At 70.5% G+C, this 19,267-nt stretch carries 18 protein-coding genes and 1 pseudogene; 13 read left to right on the top strand and 6 right to left on the bottom strand.

Going from position 1 to position 19,267, the window contains the following annotated elements:
* Nucleotides 1-68: 68 nt before the first annotated feature.
* Nucleotides 69-776: a hypothetical protein gene (locus ACGFJ7_RS16315; RefSeq protein ID WP_392642589.1), complete on the bottom strand. Its 708-nt coding sequence runs from the start codon at nt 774-776 to the stop codon at nt 69-71.
* Between the two features lie 67 nt (nt 777-843).
* Nucleotides 844-1,158, bottom strand: a complete 315-nt coding sequence (locus tag ACGFJ7_RS16320) for a hypothetical protein (protein WP_392642590.1) — start codon at nt 1,156-1,158, stop codon at nt 844-846.
* A gap of 193 nt (nt 1,159-1,351) precedes the next feature.
* Here ACGFJ7_RS16320 and tnpB point away from each other — a divergent pair, with 193 nt between their 5' ends.
* The 9 genes and pseudogenes from tnpB to ACGFJ7_RS16365 all read left to right on the top strand — a co-directional run bounded on the left by tnpB (nt 1,352) and on the right by ACGFJ7_RS16365 (nt 12,102).
* A complete protein-coding gene (gene tnpB, locus ACGFJ7_RS16325) occupies nt 1,352-2,707 on the top strand; it encodes an IS607 family element RNA-guided endonuclease TnpB (RefSeq protein ID WP_392642591.1) in 1,356 nt (451 codons plus the stop codon).
* 37 nt (nt 2,708-2,744) lie between these two features.
* Nucleotides 2,745-3,590, top strand: a complete 846-nt coding sequence (locus tag ACGFJ7_RS16330) for an NAD-dependent protein deacetylase (protein WP_360240005.1) — start codon at nt 2,745-2,747, stop codon at nt 3,588-3,590.
* 181 nt (nt 3,591-3,771) lie between these two features.
* Entirely contained in the window at nt 3,772-4,773 is a 1,002-nt protein-coding gene (locus tag ACGFJ7_RS16335; RefSeq protein ID WP_360240008.1) for a LacI family DNA-binding transcriptional regulator, read from the top strand.
* A 123-nt stretch (nt 4,774-4,896) separates the two neighbouring features.
* Nucleotides 4,897-6,585: an ABC transporter substrate-binding protein gene (locus ACGFJ7_RS16340; RefSeq protein WP_392642592.1), complete on the top strand. Its 1,689-nt coding sequence runs from the start codon at nt 4,897-4,899 to the stop codon at nt 6,583-6,585.
* A 63-nt stretch (nt 6,586-6,648) separates the two neighbouring features.
* Complete coding sequence (locus ACGFJ7_RS16345; protein WP_360240014.1) at nt 6,649-7,692, top strand: ABC transporter ATP-binding protein; 1,044 nt, start codon at nt 6,649-6,651, stop codon at nt 7,690-7,692.
* Nucleotides 7,689-8,669, top strand: a complete 981-nt coding sequence (locus ACGFJ7_RS16350; RefSeq protein ID WP_360240017.1) for an ABC transporter permease — start codon at nt 7,689-7,691, stop codon at nt 8,667-8,669. The genes ACGFJ7_RS16345 and ACGFJ7_RS16350 overlap by 4 nt, the downstream gene beginning before the upstream one ends.
* Nucleotides 8,670-8,672: 3 nt before the next feature.
* Nucleotides 8,673-9,668, top strand: a pseudogene (locus ACGFJ7_RS16355) (ABC transporter permease); the annotation flags it as partial.
* Between the two features lie 17 nt (nt 9,669-9,685).
* Nucleotides 9,686-10,723 (top strand): ABC transporter ATP-binding protein, encoded by a 1,038-nt coding sequence (locus ACGFJ7_RS16360; RefSeq protein WP_392642593.1) that lies wholly within the window; start codon nt 9,686-9,688, stop codon nt 10,721-10,723.
* Entirely contained in the window at nt 10,720-12,102 is a 1,383-nt protein-coding gene (locus tag ACGFJ7_RS16365) for a GH1 family beta-glucosidase (RefSeq protein WP_360240023.1), read from the top strand. Before ACGFJ7_RS16360 ends, ACGFJ7_RS16365 begins: the two co-directional genes overlap by 4 nt.
* Before the next feature lie 45 nt (nt 12,103-12,147).
* Here ACGFJ7_RS16365 and ACGFJ7_RS16370 read toward each other — a convergent pair whose 3' ends face one another.
* Nucleotides 12,148-13,374, bottom strand: a complete 1,227-nt coding sequence (locus ACGFJ7_RS16370) for an ROK family protein (protein WP_392642594.1) — start codon at nt 13,372-13,374, stop codon at nt 12,148-12,150.
* A gap of 72 nt (nt 13,375-13,446) precedes the next feature.
* On the opposite strand from ACGFJ7_RS16370, the gene ACGFJ7_RS16375 reads away from it, so the two are divergent.
* Nucleotides 13,447-14,274 carry a class I SAM-dependent methyltransferase gene (locus ACGFJ7_RS16375; protein ID WP_360240029.1) on the top strand — a complete coding sequence of 276 codons (828 nt, stop codon included), beginning with the start codon at nt 13,447-13,449 and terminating at the stop codon, nt 14,272-14,274.
* A gap of 56 nt (nt 14,275-14,330) precedes the next feature.
* On the top strand, nt 14,331-14,540 hold the full coding sequence (locus tag ACGFJ7_RS16380; protein WP_360240031.1) for a hypothetical protein: 210 nt from the start codon (nt 14,331-14,333) through the stop codon (nt 14,538-14,540).
* Here ACGFJ7_RS16380 and ACGFJ7_RS16385 read toward each other — a convergent pair.
* From ACGFJ7_RS16385 to ACGFJ7_RS16395, 3 genes are all read right to left on the bottom strand, one after another.
* Nucleotides 14,530-15,075 carry a hypothetical protein gene (locus tag ACGFJ7_RS16385; RefSeq protein ID WP_360240034.1) on the bottom strand — a complete coding sequence of 182 codons (546 nt, stop codon included), beginning with the start codon at nt 15,073-15,075 and terminating at the stop codon, nt 14,530-14,532. The two genes, ACGFJ7_RS16380 and ACGFJ7_RS16385, sit on opposite strands and share 11 nt — an antisense overlap.
* A 9-nt stretch (nt 15,076-15,084) precedes the next feature.
* The gene (locus tag ACGFJ7_RS16390) at nt 15,085-15,834 is read right to left on the bottom strand and encodes a hypothetical protein (RefSeq protein WP_392642595.1); all 750 of its coding nucleotides are present in this window, start codon (nt 15,832-15,834) and stop codon (nt 15,085-15,087) included.
* A gap of 116 nt (nt 15,835-15,950) precedes the next feature.
* Nucleotides 15,951-17,339: a PLP-dependent aminotransferase family protein gene (locus tag ACGFJ7_RS16395; RefSeq protein WP_392642596.1), complete on the bottom strand. Its 1,389-nt coding sequence runs from the start codon at nt 17,337-17,339 to the stop codon at nt 15,951-15,953.
* Here ACGFJ7_RS16395 and ACGFJ7_RS16400 point away from each other — a divergent pair.
* A complete protein-coding gene (locus ACGFJ7_RS16400) occupies nt 17,338-18,279 on the top strand; it encodes a DMT family transporter (protein WP_392642597.1) in 942 nt (313 codons plus the stop codon). The two genes, ACGFJ7_RS16395 and ACGFJ7_RS16400, sit on opposite strands and share 2 nt — an antisense overlap.
* A gap of 37 nt (nt 18,280-18,316) precedes the next feature.
* Nucleotides 18,317-18,952, top strand: coding sequence for a hypothetical protein (locus ACGFJ7_RS16405; protein ID WP_392642598.1), 636 nt, complete (start codon nt 18,317-18,319; stop codon nt 18,950-18,952).
* The last annotated feature ends 315 nt before the right edge of the window (nt 18,953-19,267 follow it).

Here is a 19,267-nt window from a genome sequence, read left to right on the forward strand (position 1 = left end):
CCTGTCAATCGGCCTGCCCGGCTACGGTACCCGCCCACCCTGGTCCGTACGCAGACCACAGCGGATTACTAAGCGGTGGCCGGAATCTCGCCGGTGGACCACTGGTCGGCGAACCACTGCTCGTCGGCCGGGCGGGGGCGCAGGCCGGCGCGGGCGATGGCGGTGGCCGCCTCGGCCCGCAGGACGCGCAGGGCGTCGGCGTCCTTCTCGGCGGTCTCCCACAGCGCGCGCTCGCGCTCCTGGAGGGCCTGGTACTCGGCCAGGCGGTGGTGGCGGATCGCGTTGCGCAGGGCGGCTTCCTGGACCACCGGGTGCAGGCGGGGGTTCCAGCCGCGGTGGGCCAGGATGTCGTTGAGCTGGGCGATGGAGAGCTCGCGGTTGCGGCAGGCGACGGTGGCCGCGTGGTGCAGGTAGCGCTGGCGTACCTGGTTCTCGCCGGGCTTGCGGCGGCGGCTCATCAGCGGGTAGGCGCCGGCCCGGGTGGTACGCCGGGCGGCCTGGTCGGCCGCGTCGAAGGCGGCCCAGGCCGCGTCCAGTTCGCTCTGGGCGGCCTCCCACTCGGCCCGGCTGCGGGCGGCGGCCGCGGCGGCCCGGCCGGCCGCGACGGTGACCTCGTCGGCGTAACGCTGGGCCTCGGCCTCGGCCGGCGAGGGTGCCGGCGCGTGCCGGGGAATCGCCATGGCGGCGACGGCGATCGCGATGCCCAGCAACAGCAGCAGCCAGAGCGCGACGGCCAGGGGCAGGGAGACGAAGAAGCTTTCCAGGGCGGTTTCCATCGCAACCTCACGATCGGTTCGTGGGCGGATATCGGAAAGGTGACGTACGACAGGCGCGGCAGAGGGCTCAGAAAGCCGGTGGACCACGGACCGGGCGGACCCGGAGGGCGACGCCGGCGAGCAGGACGATCACGGTCGCCGCGATCAGCACCGGCACGGTCACGGGAGGCGCCGGCTCGGGCTCGGCGACGAGGGTCGCCGTCCGCGTCTCGCTCGCGGCTTCCGCCCGTACGGACGAAACAAGCGCGACAGGCGCAGCCGGCGCGGCCGCCGGGGTCGCGGGCACGGTGAAGGCGAGCGCCAGCATCGCCAGCCCGGCGAGGAAGCGCAGGAAGCGGCGCCCGTCCCACTGACGGGGAAGCACTCGCGTCACTGCTGCCACGCGACCAACGTACCGAATCGGGCGGAAACGCGCACGGCCTCGCCGGAGTTACGCCGCCGACACTCCGTTCACCGAAAGAGGGATTCAACTGTTGCCGGTTAAGCGCTCTCTGGCGTGTGCGGCTGCGGCCCGATCCGAAACTGTCGTACCCCTGACCGATACTGGCGCCGGAGCGGCGTACGAGGGGTGGGCGATGAAATCGATACAGGCGTACCGCTTCGCGCTCGACCTCACTCCGAGCCAAGAGAGATCGGTTCTCGCGCATGCCGGCGCAGCCCGCAAGGCGCACAACTGGACACTCGCCCGGGTGAAAGCCGTCCTGGACCAGCGGGCGGCGGAACGCTCCTATGGCTTGGACGACGAACTGTTGACCCCGGCGCTGGGCTGGTCGTTGCCCGCTTTGCGGAAGGTGTGGAACGCCGAGAAGAACGTGGTTGCGCCGTGGTGGCCGCAGGTGTCGAAGGAAGCGTTCAACACGGGCTTGGACGCCGTCGCCCGCGGGCTTAAGAACTGGTCCGACTCCCGCAGCGGGAAGCGCACAGGTAGGAAGGTCGGATTCCCCAGGTTCAAGTCGCGTCACCGCTGCACCCCGTCGATTCGCTTTACGACGGGGACGATCCGGGTCGAGCCTGATCGGATGCATGTGGTGTTGCCGCGGCTGAGGCGGTTGAAACTGCACGAGTCCACGCGAAAGTTGGCCCGCCGCCTCGATGCCGGCACCGCGCGTATCATGTCGGCGACCGTCCGACGCGAAGGCCGGCGGTGGTTCGTGGCGTTCACCGTCGAGATCGAGCGTGAGATCCCCGCCGCGCGGCCGGAGTCCGTGGTCGGCGTGGACGTCGGCATCAAGCACCTTGCTGTGCTTTCCACCGGTGAACTCGTTCCCAACCAGAAACATCTCGAGACAGCCCAACCGAGACTGCGTGCGCTTGGCCGGGCATTGTCGCGTAAGCAAGGCCCCGACCGGCGGACGCGGCAGAAGCCGTCGAGCCGGTGGAAGCGTGCCTCGGAGCGCCTCGCGAAAGCCCAAGCACGGGTAGCAAACCTGCGCCGCGACGGCCTGCACCAACTCACCACCCGCCTCGCTCGTGAACACGCCACGATCGTGGTCGAGGACCTCAACGTCTCCGGCATGCTGAAGAACCGGCATCTCGCCCGACGTATTGCGGATGCCGGGTTCGGCGCAATGCGCCGACAGTTGGCGTACAGGACCCAGTGGAACGGCGGCCGACTCATGGTCGCCGACCGCTGGTATCCGTCCAGCAAGACCTGCTCGGCGTGCGGTGCGGTGAAAACCAAACTCACCCTGCGCGAGCGCACCTACCACTGCACCCTGTGCGGCCTGGTTCTCGATCGAGATCTGAACGCCGCACGGAATCTCGCCGCGCTCGCGGTTGAAGTGATCACCGCCGGGAGTGGCCCGGTGGCAGGACGTGGAGCCATCCAGAAGACCTCGCTTGCGGGGCAGGAGGCTGTGAAGCGTCAACCCGGCACCGCCCCGGCGGGTCAGACCGGGACCGTCCGGCCGAAAGGCCGGACAGCCGCATGAGCATTGAAAGCACTCAGCGGTGACGGACTATTGATTCGTGGACCTACAAGTAGTGCGGCAGGTGGCCGAGCTCGAGGGCTGGATCTCCGAGGGCGGCGTGGTGGTGCTCAGCGGGGCCGGGCTCTCCACCGACTCCGGCATCCCGGATTACCGGGGCCCGTCGGGCTCGGCCCGGCGCTCGACGCCGATGACCTATCAGACGTTCACTCGCGACCCGATCGCCCGGCGCCGCTACTGGGCGCGCAGCCACCTGGGCTGGCGCACGATCGGCGACGCCCGGCCGAACGACGGCCACCGGGCGGTCGCGCGCCTTCAGGAGGCGGGCGCGGTCCAGGGTGTCATCACGCAGAACGTGGACGGGCTGCACCAGGCGGCGGGCGCCCGCGACGTGGTCGAGCTGCACGGCAACCTGGCCCGCATCGTCTGCCTGGACTGCGGCGAGCTGACCCCGCGCGGGGTGCTGGCGGCCCGGCTCGAGGAGGCCAACCCGCGGTTCGCCGGCGTGGCCACGGCGGTGAACGCGGACGGCGACGTGGAGCTCGACGACACCGAGCTGGACGGGTTCGTGGTGGTCGACTGCACGTCCTGCGGCGGGATGCTGAAGCCGGACGTCGTCTACTTCGGGGAGACGGTGCCGCCGGAGCGGGTCTCGCGCAGTTTCGGCCTGGTCGCCGAGGCGCGGACCCTGCTGGTGCTGGGCTCCTCGCTGACCGTGATGTCGGGGCGCCGGTTCGTGCTGCGGGCGGTCAAGGACGGCATCCGGGTGGCGATCGTCAATCGCGGCGTGACGCGCGGCGAGCCGTACGCGGGGGTCGTGGTCGATGCCCCATTGGGCATCGTGCTGCCCCATCTGGCATCGACGGTTGAGACCGTTTCGTCCTGATGACCGTCGATGGAGCGCTCCCATCGACGGCCGTAATCGCACTGAAACCTAAATATTGATTGACGCCCGTTGACGTGACCGGCCTCACTGGCGTTAACTGCCGGAACCGCTTCCGAAACCGGTTCCGAAACCTCTGAGTAAAGAACCGGTGACCTCAGCGGCGAGAACTAACGGAGGACAAGTGCCGATCACCATCGCCGACGTCGCGGCTCGGGCCAAGGTCAGCAAGACGACCGTGTCCCGGGTGCTCAACGGCAAGGGCGAGCTGGACGAGTCGACCGCCGCGCGGGTCCGCGCGGTGATCGAGGAGCTCGGCTACGTGCCCAGCGCCCGCGCCGTCGGCCTGGCCCGCGGCCGCACCCGGGTGGTCGGCATGCTCGTGCCGTCGCTCACCTGGCCGTGGATCGGCGAGGTCATCCAGGGCGCGGTCGACGTGCTCGAGACCGAGCGGTACGGCCTGCTGCTGTTCACCTGCAACCGCGGCGAGGAGTCGATGCGCCAGTTCGGCGCGCAGGTGTCCGCCAAGTCGTTCGACGGCCTGCTGGTCATCGAGCCCGAGGGGACCCTCGACTACATCGCCACGCTGCACGCCCGGGGACTGCCGGTGGTGCTCATCGACGACCGCCACCAAGCCTCCGGCCAGATCCCCAGCATCGGCACGACCAACCACGACGGCGCCGGCTCGGCCGCGCGCCACCTGCTCGAGATCGGCCGTACCCGGCCGCTGATGGTCACCGGACCGGACCGCTTCGGCTGCACCCAGCAGCGGCTCACCGGCTTCGCCAACGTCTTCGCCGAGGCCGGTCACCCCATCACCACCGACCGGGTGCATCCCGGCGATTTCACGACCGCCGCCGGCGCCGCCGGCGTCCGGGCCGCGCTGGAGTCCGGTGTGGACTTCGACGCCGTCTTCGCGCACAACGACCTGGCCGCCATCGGCGCCATGCGGGAGCTGCTCGAGAACGGCAAGCGGGTGCCGCAGGACGTCGCCGTGGTCGGCTTCGACGACATACCGACCGCGGCGCACACCCAGCCGCCGCTGAGCACGGTGCACCAGCCGCTGCGCGAGATGGGCGAGGCGGCGGCCCGCGCGCTGCTCGGTCACTTCGAGGGCACACCCCTGCCCAACCGCCCCACCGTCATTCCCACCACCTTCACCCCCCGCTCCTCCACCACCCTCTAAAGCGTCACCACACAAATCGCCGGCCGGCTGGCCGGCCGTACAAACGCGCCCATCGACGCCTGCCTCCGGCACGCGTCGCGATGACTTACGCCCTTTTTTCAGCAGATAAGAGGAGATACAGCGATGCAGAGAAGGAAACTGTTCGCGGTCGCTCTGGCGAGCGTCGTCGCCACCGGCGGCCTGGCCGCGTGCGGCGACTCGCCGAACGCGAACAACGCCAACAACGCGAACAAGTCGTCGGTCGACTTCCTCAAGATCGGCATGCCGAACGGCACGCAGACCGAGAACCACAACCCGTTCGCCGGCACCTCCTCGGCCAACGCGCTGGGCTACAAGTGGATGATCTACGAGCCGCTGACCCAGTGGAACCCGGTCAAGCCGGCCGACCCCGCCACCCCGTGGCTGGCCAGCGCGGTCAAGTGGGCCGACGACTACAAGTCGGTCGACATCACCGTCCGCGACGGCGCCACCTGGTCGGACGGGCAGAAGCTGACCGCCGACGACGTCGTCTACACGTACACGCTGATCAAGGGCAACGACGCGCTCAACCAGTACGCCGTCCCGTACGACCAGATCACCGCGAACGGCAACGTCGTCAAGCTGACCTTCAAGTCGTCGCAGTTCGTCAACCAGAACAAGATCCTGGCCAACACGCCGATCGTCCCCAAGCACGTCTGGGAGAAGATCGCCGACCCCGCCACGGACGTCAACAAGAACCCGATCGGCTCCGGCCCGTACACGCTCAAGTCCTTCACCCAGGCCGGCGTCACGCTCAGCGTCCGCGACTCCGGTTACTGGCAGGACCTGCCCAAGGTCAAGGAGCTGCGGTACGTCTCGTACGCCGACAACAGCGCCCAGTCGACCGCGCTGGCCAACGGCGAGTCGGAGTGGAGCTTCGTCTTCATCCCGAACGCGCAGCAGACCTTCGTGGCCAAGGACCCGGCGCACCACAAGCTGTGGGCCCCGGGCGTGCTCGGCATCCACGGCCTGTACATCAACACCACGGTGAAGCCGTTCGACGACCCGAAGCTGCGCCAGGCCATGAACATGGTCATCAACCGGACGGACATCTTCAACCAGGCCGAGGCCGGCTACTTCCACCCGGAGATCAAGAGCGTGACCGGCCTGCCGCCGGGCGCCGGTGACGCGTACATCGCCCCGGAACACAAGGGCAAGGAGTTCTCGGTCGACGTCGAGGGCGCCAAGAAGCTTCTGCAGGGCGCCGGTTACAAGCTCAACGGCAAGACGCTGAGCGACCCGAGCGGCAAGCCCGTGAAGATCAAGCTCAGCGACCCGGCGCCGTGGTCGGACTACCAGACCACGCTGGAGATCATCAAGAGCAACTTCGCCGAGATCGGCATCGAGGCCACCGTCGAGAAGCCGAACCAGGACGTGTGGGACGCCAACGTGCAGAAGGGCGCCTTCGAGGCCTCGATGCGCTGGACCAACGGTGGCGCCACGCCGTACGACATCTACCAGACCGTCATGGACGGCGCCCTCACCAAGCCGATCGGCACCGCCGCCCAGCAGGGCAACTTCGGCCGCTTCAACAGCCCGGAGGCGACGGCCGCGCTCAAGGCGTACGCCAACGCGACCAGCGACGCCGAGCGCACCAAGCAGATGAACATCATCCAGAAGATCTTCGTCGAGCAGGCCCCGATGCTGCCGGTCGGCGCCGACAACGTGGGCGCGGCCTACAGCGACAAGAACTGGACCGGCTGGCCGACCGACGCCGACCCGTACTCGGGCGCGCAGCCGACCCAGCCGTACGCCCTGCAGATCGTCCTGAAGCTCAAGCCCGCCGGCGCCTGACGCCCGACTCGCCGCTCCCCGCACCGTCCGCGGGGAGCGGCACCTCAACGAAGGAACAAGCGCATGACGTCGACAAAGGAAGCCGAGGCTCCTTCCGGCGAGGTGGTGCTCGAGGCGGTAGGCCTGACCAAGCACTTCCCGGTCCGCCGGCAACTCAGACAGATCTTCCGCGAGCACGACGCGGTTCACGCCGTCGACGATGTGAACCTCACGCTGCGCCGGGGCGAGGTGGTCGCCCTCGTCGGCGAGTCCGGCTCCGGCAAGTCCACTGTGGCCCGCCTGCTGGCCCAGCTCTATCCCCGTACGGACGGCGACATCCGGCTCCACGGCGTGAGCACCCGGGTCAAGGGCGGCCGGCCCTTCCGCGAGTACGCGGCCCGCGTCCAGATGATCTTCCAGGATCCGTTCGCGTCGCTGAACCCGGTGCACACCATCCGCTATCACCTGACCCGGGCGCTGAAGATCCACGGAAACGCCGAGAACCTCGAGGCCGCCCTGCACGACCTGCTGACCAGGGTCAGCCTCACGCCGCCCGAGCGCTACCTGGACAAGTTCCCGCACGAGCTCTCCGGCGGCCAGCGCCAGCGGGTGGCGATCGCCCGCGCGCTCGGCGCCCGCCCCGAGGCCCTGCTGGCCGACGAGCCGGTGTCCATGTTGGACGTCTCGATCCGTCTCGGTGTGCTCAACCTGTTGCGGGACCTCAAAGAACGCCTCAACCTGGCCATCCTCTACATCACCCACGACATCGCCTCGGCCCGCTACTTCGCCGACCAGACCCTGGTGATGTACGCCGGGCGGATGGTCGAGGGTGGCGACAGCGAGACCGTCACGCAGACACCGGCTCACCCGTACACCCGGCTCCTGATCGACTCCGCACCCGATCCCGATCGGCTCATCGGCGACGTGGACCCCCTCGACGAGGACCGGGGCAACGGCGAGCCGCCCAGCCTGATCCGGCCGCCCTCGGGATGCCGTTTCCACCCGCGCTGCCCGGCCGCCATGCCGCGCTGCTCCACCGACCTGCCGGTGCCCCTTCAGATCGGCGACGCGCCCGGCCACTGGGCCGCCTGCTGGCTCTACTCCTCCGCCGAGGAGGCGGCCAAGTGAGGTACTTCCTCCAGCGCATCGCGTTCTATCTGTTCACGGCCTGGGCCGCGATCACCCTGAACTTCTTCATCCCGCGCCTGGTGCCCGGTGACCCCGTACAGTCGCTCATCGCGAAATACCGCGGCCAGCTCAGCAGCGACGCGATCCAATCGCTGTACGTGCTCTTCGGCCTCGACAAGCAGGAAAGCCTGTGGCAGCAGTACCTGGACTACTGGAAGCAGATCTTCTCCGGTGACCTGGGTCTGTCATTCACGTTCTTCCCGGCCCCGGTCTCGCAGGTCATCTCGCAGGCCCTGCCGTGGACGGTGATGCTGGTCGGCGTCACCACCATCATCAGCTTCCTGCTCGGCACCGGGCTGGGCGTGCTGGCCGGCTGGCGGCGCGGCTCGTGGGCCGACGGCCTGCTGCCGGTCACCACCTTCTTCTCGTCGGTGCCGTACTTCTGGCTCGGCATCATCGCGATCTACCTGCTGGCCGGGCCGGACAGCTTCTTCCCGTCGTCCGGCGGTTTCGACTCGGGGCTCGTGCCGGCCTGGGACCAGTACTTCATCCCCAGCGCCATCCAGCACAGCCTGCTGCCGGCGCTGACCATCCTGATCTCGTCGGTCAGCGGCTGGATCCTGAGCATGCGCAACATGATGGTGACGGTGGCGTCGGAGGACTACATCACCGTCGCGCACGCCAAGGGCCTGTCCGAGCGGCGGGTCGCGGTCAGCTACGCGGCCCGCAACGCGTTGCTGCCCAACGTCTCCGGGTTCGCGCTGTCGCTCGGCTTCATCGTCGGCGGCACGCTGCTGGTGGAGATCGTGTTCTCGTACCCCGGCCTGGGTTTCACGCTCCTGCAGGCCCTGGGGGCCAAGGACTACCCGCTCATGCAGGGCATCTTCCTCGTCATCACCATCTCGGTGCTGGTCGCGAACCTGCTGGCCGACGTGGCGTACCTGCTCCTCGACCCGCGCACCCGCAAGGAGGGCTGAGCGATGACGATTCCCACCTCGAGCATCGAGCAGGTGATCCCCGGGCAGGGCTCGATGGCCCAGCCCGAAGAAGCGCACCCGAGCAAGCGCAAGCGGCAGCGGTTCACCTTCATCCGCAACAAGAAGGCGGCAGCCGGCCTCACCATCCTCGGGCTCTACATCCTGTTCGCGATCATCGGGCCGTGGGTGGCGCCGTACGACCCCGGCGCCCGCGGCAACGACCTCGTACAGCCGCCCTCGGCCGACCACTGGCTCGGCACCACCCACCTGGGCCAGGACGTGTTCAGCCAGATCCTGGTCGGCACCCGCAGCGTGATGTACGTCGGCCTGCTGGCCGGCACGATCGCGACCGTGCTGTCGGTGCTGATCGGGGTGACCGCCGGCTACCTCGGCGGCAAGACCGATGACGTGCTGTCCGCGTTCGCCAACGTGATCCTGGTGATCCCGGCCGTCCCCCTGATGATCATCATCACGTCGATCCTGAACAACGCCAGCGACACCCTGATCGCGCTGGTCATCGGCCTCACCTCGTGGTCGTGGAACGCCCGGGTGCTGCGCGCGCAGACCCTGTCGCTGCGCCGGCGCGACTACGTGGAGGCGTCGAGGGCCACCGGCGAGAAGACGTGGCGCATCATCGGCTTCGAGCTGCTGCCCAACCTCACCGCGGTGATCGCCTCCGGCTTCGTCGGCACGGTCATCTTCGCCGTGCTCTCCGAGATCACCCTGGCCTTCATCGGGATCGTCTCGAACAACGGCTGGAACTGGGGCACGATCCTGTTCTGGGCCCAGGGCCAGCAGGCGCTCGCGCAGAACGCCTGGTGGTGGTTCGTGCCGGCCGGTCTCGCGATCGCCTTCCTCGGCACCGCCCTCTCCCTGATCAACTTCGGCATCGACGAGTTCGTCAGCCCGCGCCTGCGCAGCGCCGGCAAGACCAAGGTCAAGACCGCCGCCGGCCGGACCGTACGGATGCGGATCGGTTTCACCCCCGTTCTTTCGTCGAAAGGCGGCGAGCCCTCGTGAGCCAGCCCGTGCTCGAGATCCGCAATCTGAACGTCGATTACGGCCTGGGCGACAAAGCAGTTCACGCCGTACGCGACGTCAGCCTCACCCTGCACCGCGGCGAAGTCCTCGGCCTGGCCGGCGAAAGCGGCTCCGGCAAGTCGACGCTGGCCTACGGCCTGACGCGGCTGCTGCCCCCGCCCGGCGTCATCACCGGGGGTGAGGTCGTCTATCACCCCGAGGGCGCTTCCCCGTACGACGTCCTGGCGCTCTCCGACCGCAAGCTGCGGCAGTTCCGCTGGGCCGAGACGGCGATCGTGTTCCAGGGGGCGATGAACTCGCTCAACCCCGTACACAAGATCTCGACCCAGCTCACCGACGTGCTCCGGGCCCACGAGCCGAAGATGAGCGAACACACCCGCAACGCCCGCGCCCGCGAGATGCTCAAGCTGGTCGGCATCTCGCCGGACCGGATGGACGCGTACCCCCATCAGCTCTCCGGCGGCATGCGCCAGCGCGTGATGATCGGCATGGCGCTGATCCTGCAACCGCAGGTGGTCATCATGGACGAGCCGACGACCGCCCTCGACGTGGTGATGCAGCGGCAGATCCTGGGCCAGCTGATCGAGCTGCGCGAACGGCTCGGCTTCTCGGTCATCTTCATCACGCACGACCTGTCGCTGCTGGTGGAGTTCTCCAACCGGATCGCCATCATGTACGGCGGCCGGATCGTCGAACAGGCTCCGGCGGCGACGATCTACCGGGACGCGCTCCACCCGTACTCGGCCGGGCTCCTCGCCTCTTTCCCGGCCCTGCGCGGCCCGAAGCGGGAACTGACCGGCATCCCGGGCTCGCCCCCGGATCTGGCCGGCATGCCCAGCGGATGCTCGTTCCATCCACGCTGCCCCAAGGCGTTCGAGCCGTGCCCGACGAAGATCCCTGTTCTCGGGCCGCCCGCCGACGCCAACGCCGTGGGCCGTTCCGTGGCCTGCTGGCTTCACCCTCCGGCCGACCTTCCCACCGGCGCCCTCGACCTTTCCCTGGAGAACCGTTGACATCCGTAACCGATCTCGCGCCTCTGATCACCGGCCTGCCGCCCTCCTTCACCTGGGGCGTGGCCACAGCCTCGTACCAGATCGAGGGCGCCGTGGACGAGGACGGGCGCACGCCGTCCATCTGGGACACCTTCAGCCGCACCCCGGGTGCCGTGCACAACGGCGACACCGGCGACGTGGCCTGCGACCACTACCACCGGATGCCGCAGGACGTGCAGCTGATCAAAAGCCTGGGCCTGGACAGCTATCGGTTCTCGGTGGCGTGGCCCCGGGTGCAGCCGGGCGGCCGCGGCCCGGCCAACCCGGCCGGGCTGGCCTTCTACGACCGCCTGGTCGACGAGCTGCTGGCCAACGGCATCGACCCGTGGGTGACGCTCTACCACTGGGACCTGCCGCAGGAGCTGGAGGACGCGGGCGGCTGGCCGCACCGGGACACTGCCTACCGGTTCGCCGACTACGCGGCGATCGTCTTCGAGAAGCTGAAGGACCGGGTCGGCACGTTCACGACCCTGAACGAGCCGTGGTGCTCGGCCTGGCTCGGCTACAACGTGGGCGTGCACGCGCCGGGCCGCCGCGACTTCGACGCGTCGCTCGCGGCCACCCACCACCTGCTGCTGGGGCATGGGCTGGCGCTGCAGGCGATGCGGTCGCCCGCGCACACGTTCGGCATCACGCTCAACATGGGCACGGCCGACCCACTGTCGTCGTCGGATCTGGATCACGAGGCGGCCCGGCGGGCCGACGGGATGGGGCTGCGGCTCTATCTGGACCCGCTGCGGCACGGCACGTACCCGGCCGACGTGGTGGCCGATCTGGCCGCCCGCGGCTCGGCGCTGCCCGTCCAGGACGGTGACCTGGAGATCATCTCCCAGCCGTTCGACGTGCTGGGCGTCAACTTCTACTTCGGCCAGGACTTCGCCGGCACGGATGTCGACGGGAGCACGGTCGATGCCACCGGCGCCCCGGTGGTGCGTGCCGTCCTGCCGGACACGCCCCGGACCGCCATGGGCTGGCCGATCACGCCGTCCCGGTTCACCTCGCTGCTCACCCGGCTCGCCCGCGACTATCCCGGTCTGCCCATGGTGATCACCGAGAACGGCGCCGCCTTCGACGACGCACCCGACAAGTCCGGGTTTGTCGCCGATGACGACCGTACCGCTTATCTGGCCTCCCACATCGCGGCCGTAGCCGCGGCCCGTGACCAGGGCGCCGACATCCGCGGCTACTTCGCCTGGTCCCTGCTCGACAACTTCGAGTGGGCCGAGGGCTACGCCAAACGCTTCGGCATCGTCCGGGTCGACTACGAAACCCAGGAGCGCATCCCCAAGCAGAGCGCCCTCTGGCTCCGCGACTCGATCGCCGCCCTGCGCTCGAACTGACCGTGGGGCCCGGCCGATCCCTTTCGGACCGGCCGGGCCCGCAGGTCAGCCTCTCGCCCGCTGCCTCGGGGCGAAGGACAGGACCGGCTCGGCCGGTGGCTCGGGGAGGCCGCCGTCGGCCAGCAGCCGTGCGATCGGCAGGGTGGCGGCGCCCATGGCCACGGCGTCGCGGCCGAGTTGGCAGACGTCGATGCTGGTGGACGCGTACGGGCGGCGCAGCGCGTGCCGGGCGGCGGCGCGGCGGATCTCGGGCAGGAAGCGGTCGGCGAACGCCGTTCCGGTCTCTCCGCCGACGGCGATGCGCTCGGGGCTGAACAGGTTGATCAGGTCGGCCAGGCCGGCGCCCAGGTAGCCGGCGGTCTGCTCGAACACCTCGATCGCGGCCGGCTCCAGATCGTCGCGCGCGAGCGTTTCCGGCAGGAGCTCCGGCGTGTGCTCCACCCCGAGGGCCGCGGCCAGCCGGGCGCCGATCCGGTCGGCTCCGATGTACGCCTCGAGGCAGCCGCGCGCGCCGCAGCGGCACTGCTCACCGTCGTACATCAAGGTGGTGTGTCCCCACTCGCCGGCGTTGCTGTTCGCGCCGCGGTAGGAGCGCCCGTCCATGACGACGGCCACGCCCACCCCCGTACCGATCATGATGATGACCGCGTGCCGCGCCCCGCGGCCGGCGCCGAACCACATCTCGGCCTGGCCGTGGGTCTTGGCGCCGTTCTCCACGAAGACCGGGACCTCGGTTCCGGCCCGCAGCATCGCGCCCAGCGGCACCGCGTCCCAGCCGGTCGACTGCGAGTCGACGACCCCGTCGTCCACCTCGACCACGCCGGGCACGCCCACCCCGAAGCCGAGCACGTCCTTCACCGCCACCCCGGCCTCCGCCACGACCGTGGCCAGGCCTTCCAGGAGCCTTGCGGCAACCTGGGCGGGGTCGTCGTCGTGCTCGAGGGTGGCCGCGGCCAGCCGTGACATCGACAGGTCGTACAGCTCGACCAGCACCCGGGTCTCGGCCACGTCGGCGCCCACCACGTACCGGAAGCCGGGCCGCACCCGCAGCAGCACGCGCGGGCGGCCGCCGTCCGAGCCGACCAGGCCGGCCTCCTCGACGAGACCTTCCTCGATCATCTCGCCGATCAGGTTGCTGACGCTGGCCTGGCTCAGCGCCGTGGTGGCGGCGAGCTGCTGGCGGCTCTGCATGCCGCCGCGGAACAGGTCGGTCAGCAGACTCGCCCGGTTCGCCCGGCGTACGTCCCGGACGGTCGCCCGCCTGCTCTCCATGACATGACATTCAACGCCATCACCGCGCGAAAACGTAAGGCGCGGGTCGGGGCGTCGGCATATCGTGCCCGAGTGACCGACTACCGTGAAGTGAACCGGGCCAACTGGGACGAGCGGGCGCCCGCCCACGCCGCCTCCCCCGGCTACAACGCCCACCGGCTCCGCGACGATCCGGCGTTCCTGAGCGACACCGTCCGCTTCGACCGGCCGCTGCTCGGCGACGTGTCCGGGCTGCGCGGCGTACACCTGCAATGCCACATCGGCACCGACACCGTGTCGCTCAGCCGCCTGGGCGCCACGATGACCGGCCTCGACTTCTCGCCGAAGTCGCTGGAGCAGGCCCGCCGGATCGCCGCCGACGCCAAGGCCGACATCCGGTTCGTCCAGGCCGACGTCTACGACGCGGTCGAGGCGGTGGGCGACGGCTACGACCTCGTCTACACCGGAGTCGGCGCGCTGTGCTGGCTGCCCGACATCCGCCGCTGGGCCCGCACGGTCGCGGCCCTCCTGCGTCCCGGCGGGCGCCTGTTCATCCGCGAGGGCCATCCCGTGCTGTGGGCGCTCGACTACGAGCGCGACGACGACCTGCTCGTGCTGACCGAGCCCTATTTCGAGACGGCCGCGCCGCAGATCTACGACGAGCCCGGGACGTACGTCGAGACGGACACCGCGTTCACCCACAGCGTCACCCACGAGTGGAACCACGGCCTGGGCGAGATCGTGACGGCCCTGCTCGAGGCCGGGATGACCATCACCGGGCTGGTCGAGCACACCAGCGTTCCGTGGCACGCTCTCGAGCGCACGATGGTGGACATCGGCGACGGTGAGTTCCAGTTGCGCGACAAACCGAACCGGCTGCCGCACACGTACACCCTCCAAGCGGTCCGCACTCCCGTTTAGAGATCAAAGCCTTCGGGGTACGTCGGCGGTCATCCCCACAGACTCAGGAGGCCCCGATGCGCTTCGGAACGATAGGCGGGCTGATCGTCATTCTCTGGCTCGTTCTGGGCGGCGTGGCCGCCTACGAGCGCGGCTACTTCAAGGACACCGGCGACACGAGCTGTGCCGAGTTCGGCACGATCGTCGTCACCGTGGCGGCCGGGCCGCTCAACTGGCTGGGCGTCAACCCGAAGATCAAGTGCGACGTCCCCGAGCCTAGTAAGTAGGCCCTTTGGTCAATCCCCCGAGCCACGGTCCATCGAGCACACCGGCGTCGATCTCGACGCCGGTGATCGCTTTCAGGGCCAGCGCCGCACACTGGCTCGGCGTCCACTTCTCATCCAGTTCACGGGTCCAGGCGTCGTCGAAGCGGCCCCACGTCCGCAGGCTCACCGCGCTCATCCCCCCGACCACGTCGCCGTCCTCGGCCACCGACAGCTGGATCTTGTTGGGGTCGCGGTGGATCGTGCAGGCCCGCCCGGCCTCGGACAGCTCGCCGAGCATGTCCGGGTCGGCGCCGATCCAGCCGAGCGTGCCCTCCACCTGAAGCACCAGCGATCCCTCACCCGCGCTCCGGGCCAGCAGCATGACCTCGGGCAGTCGTCGCGGGATCCGCCGGCTGGCCCGGGTGAGCCCGTCCGGCGCCTCGGCCACGTCCCGCACGCCCATCATGTCGAGCGTCAGGGCCGGGGCCAGCACTGTCACGGTGACGCACCAGCCCTCGCCGAGATGCCGGGTCAGATCGAAGGGCTCGGCCGTCATCGGCCCAAACTATTCGTGCGGCAGCAGGTAGCGCCAGGTCACGCTGACCACACGGTCGTCCGGCAGCCGGTACGAACGCCAGTCCCACACGTCCTTGCGCGGCAGCGCGCGGAGCACGGCCCGGGCCTGACGACCGCGGACGTCCCGATTGCTCCACCACGCGTCCTTTCCGAACGCGGGCGGCGTGACACCGTCCGGCCACGGCCGGGTCTCGGCGGCCGGGCCGCCACCGGCCAGTATCGCGACCAGCCGGACGGCGTCCGGCCGGAAGACGGTGCCGCGCTTGCGGACCCGCGCCTTGCACGCCATGAGGTCGTCGTAGAGGCCGTACGTCGCGGCCGCGTAACCGTGGTGCTCGCGGTAGGCGGTGAACGCGTACGCGTCGAGCCTCAGCGTCCGCCCTCGCGACCGGGCCTCGAAGTGGCTGGTCGGCGCGTCCGCGATCTGCGGATCGCCCGGCCCGAGCAGCAGCTTGCCGTTGGCCGGGTCGCGCAGCACCCGCACCGAGTGCCGCAGCAGGGCGTCGGTCTCACTCGGCCGCAGCCGCAGCCGCCGCTCCGCGTCGACGATCGCCGTGCCGTCTCGATAGACGACCAGCTGCGGCGGCCGGATCTGGTCGTAGCCGGCAGGTACGAAGCCGCCGCCTTCCGAGTAGAGGACAACCGGCTCATTGCCGTACGCGGCCTCGGCCACCCCACCCGGAACCAGCGCACCGGCGGCGATCAGAGCCGCCCCGGCCAGCAGTTGTCTGCGCTCCATTACCTTCCCCCGTCCGATAGCCACTCCCCCGATAAACGCACATATCGGACAGCGGCAACGGCTGGGGTTCCGGTTTCGGACCGAACGGCGCCCGGTCCTGCCCGTCCGGCGGAGCCTCAGGCCATCGCGTGCGACAGGCGGCGTACGGCCTCGTCCATCTCCTCGGCCGGGGCGGCGGCGTAGGTCAGGCGCAGGTACGGCCCCGGCGGCTCCGCCGCATACCACGGGCGGCCCGGGAAGACGGTCACTCCGGAGGCGGCGGCCGCCGTCGTCGTGGCGATGTCGTCGGCGCCGTCCGGGAGGGCCACCCACAGATGCAGGCCGCCGCGCGGCAGGGCCGGCGGCACCATGCCGGGCAGGTGCCGGTGAAGCGCGCTCACCAGAGCGGACCGCCTCGCCGCGAGCGCCGTCCGCAAGCCGCGCCGATGCCGGGCCCACGACGGCGCGGTGACCAGCTCCACTGTGGCCTGTTGCAGCGGGCCGGCCACGAAGAAGTCGTCCAGCAGCCGGGCCGCCCGCAGCCGGGCGGCGGCCGGCCCGCGCGCGCCGATCGCGGCCACCCGCAGCCCCGGAGCGGCCGACTTGGTCAGCGAGCGCACGTAGACCACATGGCCGTCCGGGTCGTCGGCCACCAGCGGCCGCGGCGGCTCGCCGTCGATGGTCAGGTCGCGGGCGTAGTCGTCCTCGATCAGGAACGCTCCGGCGTCGCGGACGGCCGCGGCGACCTCGGGCCGGCGGTCGGCCGACAGGGTGGCGCCGGTCGGATTGCCGTACAGCGGCTGGCAATAGAACAGCCGCGCTCCGGTGCGGGCGAAGGCGGCGGCCAGGTGCTCCGGCCGCACACCGGAAGGGTCCGCGGGAACCGGAACCACCCGGAGCCCGCGAGCGCGGGCGGCGGCCAGCGCGCCGAGATAGGTCGGCGACTCGACCAGCACGGTGTCGCCGGGCGAGGCCAGCGCGCGGAAGGCGGTCGACAGCGCGGCCTGACCGCCCGGGCAGATCACCATGTCGGCCGCGCGCAGACCGCCACCGGCCTGCCGGGCGAACCAGTCGCGCAGGTCCTCGCGTCCCTCGACCGGCCCGCGCTGCCAGCTCGCGGGCTGCCGGGCCGCCCGGGCCAGCGCCGCCCCGAGGGCCGCGGTCGGCTGCAGATCGGCGTCGAGATAACCGCCGGTCAGCGGAATCGCCCCCGCCGGCGGTAACGCCAGTAACGCCTGCATCTCGCTCTCACCGGACGGCCGTGGCCCGAGGGCGACCGTCTGCCAGGACAGATCGGGCTTTTCGCGGTACGCGGGGTGGGCCGCCACGAAGGTGCCCCGCCCCGACCTCGTCTCGACCACGCCTTCCGCCACCAGGCGCCGAATCGCCTCGGCCACCGTCACGGGAGACGCCTGATGCCGGGCGGTCAGCGCACGCACCGACGGCAGCCGCGCGCCGGCCGCCATCCCCCGCACCCGCCCCCGCAGATCTTGGATAACACGGTCGGCTGCGTTACCGTCATTCATGAAAGATGAGAGTAGCGCTACTGGCCCCGGTTCGATAACAGCGGGCTTCGCGCTGGGCGCCCTGGGAGTGCTGGCCTTCAGCCTGTCGCTGCCCATGACCCGGGTCGCCGTGCAGCAGATCGACCCGTGGTTCGTCGCCTTCGGCCGGGCCGTGGGCGCCGCCGCCCTCGCCGGCGCCTACCTGCTCGCGACGCGGGCCCCGCGCCCGGCCCGCGACCAGTGGCGCCGGCTGTCGATCGTGGCGCTCGGCGTGGTCGTGGGGTTCCCCCTGTTCACGTCGCTGGCCCTGACCACGCAGACCTCGGCCCACGGCGCCGTCGTCATCACCGTGCTGCCCGCGATGACGGCGGTCTTCGCCGTGCTGCGCGCCGGCGAACGCCCACCCCTGGCCTTCTGGGCCGCGAGCTCGGCCGGTCTGCTGGCCGTGATCGCCTTCCTGGTCACCACGGGCGCCGTCAGCGGCGCCCTCAACCCCGCCGATCTGTTCCTGCTGGCGGCGGTCATCCTCTGCGGTCTGGGGTACGCCGAGGGCGGCGCCCTCGCCCGCAGCCTGGGCGGCGCCCGGACGATCTGCTGGGCCCTGCTGCTCTCGCTGCCGGTCACCATCCCGGTGACGATCGTCGCCGCCGCGGCCACTCCCCCGCACGCCGACTTCGGCGCCTGGTCGTCCTTCGCCTACCTGACCGCGGTCTCGATGTTCCTGGGCTTCTTCGCCTGGTACGCCGGCCTGGCCCGCGGCGGCATAGCCCGAGTCGGCCAGATCCAGCTGGCCCAGCCGGTACTCACCCTGGCCTGGTCGGCCCTGCTCCTGGGCGAATCGGTCAGCCCCGCGTCGATAGCCGCCGCGGCCGTCGTCCTGGCCTGCGTCTTCCTGACCCAGCGAACCCGTCGACAGCGCCCGTCGAGCGAGCCGGGAAAGGCGGCCATCGCCCAGTCATGACTAACCTGAACGGCAAAACCTTGCGGAGGAACGTCGCGTGCGCCTGGGACAGATTTACGGGTCCCGGCCGGATCTCCCGCCGCCCGGACTGGCGCGGCCCGCCCGAGGCCGCTCCGGCGGGCCGAAGGCCACCGAGTGGGTCGGCCGTCCCGGCGTCGAACTGCTGGGACTGACCGAGTACGTCGAGTACGAAGAGGCCGGTCTCCGTCGTTTCCCCCGGGGTACCGACAGGGCCGTCCGGTGGGCGGAGGTGCGGCCGGAGCTGGTCATCGAGTCGGCCGAGGCAAGCGTCGCGGGCGTCGAGGCGGCCCTGCTCGAGAACGGCGGCGGGGTCGTGATCGCGTGGGGCAGCCTCGCGCTTCCCGCTGTCCGCCTCGACGCCGGAATCGCCCTCGCGGCGGTTCCGGCGATGGTCACGAGGTCACCCGAGTTCTGGATCTACTGGCCCGGCCGTCGGCTGCTGCTGGAGAACTCGTTCGACGGCTCGCTGCACCTGGCCCAGGTTCCCCAGACCGCCGGCGGCCGGCGAGCCTCCACTCCCCACGCGGGACAGCCCGGCGGCGGACCGCCGGGGTCCCCACCCACCCAGCCGCCTGCCGCGGCCGGAGCTCCCTCCCTGCTTCTGGGTGCCGGGCGTCCGCGTACCGCCGAAAATGTCGGATCCCCTCGGTAGCGTTCGCTCATGTCCCGTCGCCCGCGCAGGTGCAGACCTTCGCGGCGCTCGAGCGCGAGTGGCTCACGCTGAACGCGGGCCGCCCCCACAACGCCGCCGCAGCGCCCGCCCCTGACCGCCGGCTGCGCTGTGCGTCGCGGCCGGGCGAACTTGCGGCACCGCGTTCCGGCTCCACGGCCGGGCGAACTTGCGGCACCGCGTTCCGGCTCCACGGCCCGGCGAACTTGCGGCACCGCGTTCCGGCTCCACGGCCCGGCGAACTTGCGGCACCGCGTTCCGGCTCCACGGCCCGGCGAACTTGCGGCACCGCGTTCG

It is taken from the genome of Actinoplanes sp. NPDC048988 (assembly GCF_043197815.1).
GTDB lineage: Bacteria > Actinomycetota > Actinomycetes > Mycobacteriales > Micromonosporaceae > Actinoplanes.

Bases quoted from the DNA above. Each gene is read 5' to 3' on its own strand.
- ACGFJ7_RS16315 (WP_392642589.1), bottom strand. From the start codon at position 776: ATGGAAACCGCCCTGGAAAGCTTCTTCGTCTCCCTGCCCCTGGCCGTC.
- tnpB (WP_392642591.1), top strand. From the start codon at position 1,352: ATGAAATCGATACAGGCGTACCGCTTCGCGCTCGACCTCACTCCGAGC.
- ACGFJ7_RS16340 (WP_392642592.1), top strand. From the start codon at position 4,897: ATGCAGAGAAGGAAACTGTTCGCGGTCGCTCTGGCGAGCGTCGTCGCC.
- ACGFJ7_RS16345 (WP_360240014.1), top strand. From the start codon at position 6,649: ATGACGTCGACAAAGGAAGCCGAGGCTCCTTCCGGCGAGGTGGTGCTC.
- ACGFJ7_RS16370 (WP_392642594.1), bottom strand. From the start codon at position 13,374: ATGGAGAGCAGGCGGGCGACCGTCCGGGACGTACGCCGGGCGAACCGG.
- ACGFJ7_RS16380 (WP_360240031.1), top strand. From the start codon at position 14,331: ATGCGCTTCGGAACGATAGGCGGGCTGATCGTCATTCTCTGGCTCGTT.
- ACGFJ7_RS16385 (WP_360240034.1), bottom strand. From the start codon at position 15,075: ATGACGGCCGAGCCCTTCGATCTGACCCGGCATCTCGGCGAGGGCTGG.
- ACGFJ7_RS16390 (WP_392642595.1), bottom strand. From the start codon at position 15,834: ATGGAGCGCAGACAACTGCTGGCCGGGGCGGCTCTGATCGCCGCCGGT.
- ACGFJ7_RS16400 (WP_392642597.1), top strand. From the start codon at position 17,338: ATGAAAGATGAGAGTAGCGCTACTGGCCCCGGTTCGATAACAGCGGGC.
- ACGFJ7_RS16395 (WP_392642596.1), bottom strand. From the start codon at position 17,339: ATGAATGACGGTAACGCAGCCGACCGTGTTATCCAAGATCTGCGGGGG.